Origin of the sequence: Maritimibacter sp. 55A14 (assembly GCF_003122205.1) — a bacterium.
Classification (GTDB): Bacteria; Pseudomonadota; Alphaproteobacteria; order Rhodobacterales; family Rhodobacteraceae; genus QEYE01.
On sequence record NZ_QEYE01000071.1, the window covers coordinates 1 to 729 of the forward strand.

The following is a 729-nucleotide window of genomic DNA, read 5'->3' on the forward strand; positions in this document are numbered from 1 at the left end:
TTCATTCGAGCGTGGCCGGTGCCCGCCAGTGGCGTAGCTTGATGGATTTGCTCTCAAATCGCTTCCACCTGATCGCCGTCAACCTCATCGGTTATGGCGGGACTGCGGCCTGGCACGGCGAGCGAGCACAGACGCTTGAAGATCAGGCGCGATTAATTTCTCCTTTCCTGCCTGCGGATGGCGGCAAAGTCTCGATAGTCGGACATTCGTTCGGCGGAAGCGTTGCAATGAAGGCCGCGGCGCTTTTCAAGGACCGTATTCACCGCCTCATCCTGATCGAGCCAAACCCGTTTTACTTGCTTGCGCAACACGGGCGGACCGAGGCCCTACAAGAAGCGCTGCGCCTGCGTCGCATCATCAAAGAGCATGGAGCAAGCGGAGTTTCGACTGCGGCCGCGGAAGAATTCGCAAATTACTGGACGGGTGAAGGCAGTTGGCAGGCCATGTCGGAGGATCGCCAGTTGAAGTTCACGGAAGCCCTGAAGCCGAACTTCCATGAATGGGACAGTGTGATGGACGAGGGCACGCCGCTCTCCGATTGGGCAAAAAGCCTTCCCAGCGATACGACCGTAATATCAGCGGCAGACACTGTGCGCTCGATCAAGGAGATCGTGGTCCTGATGCAACAGCATATCCCCCACTGGAACTTCGAGAAGATAGAACGCGGTGGCCATATGGCTCCGCTGACCAGCCCGGACAAAATCAACCCTTTGGTGGAGCGGGCGCTGC

General features: G+C 58.0%; 1 protein-coding gene. It reads left to right on the top strand.

The window, feature by feature from the left end:
• Window positions 1–41: 41 nt before the first annotated feature.
• Window positions 42–729 (top strand): alpha/beta fold hydrolase (locus DDZ14_RS19225; protein ID WP_158275576.1); only part of this gene is annotated, 688 nt, incomplete at its 3' end.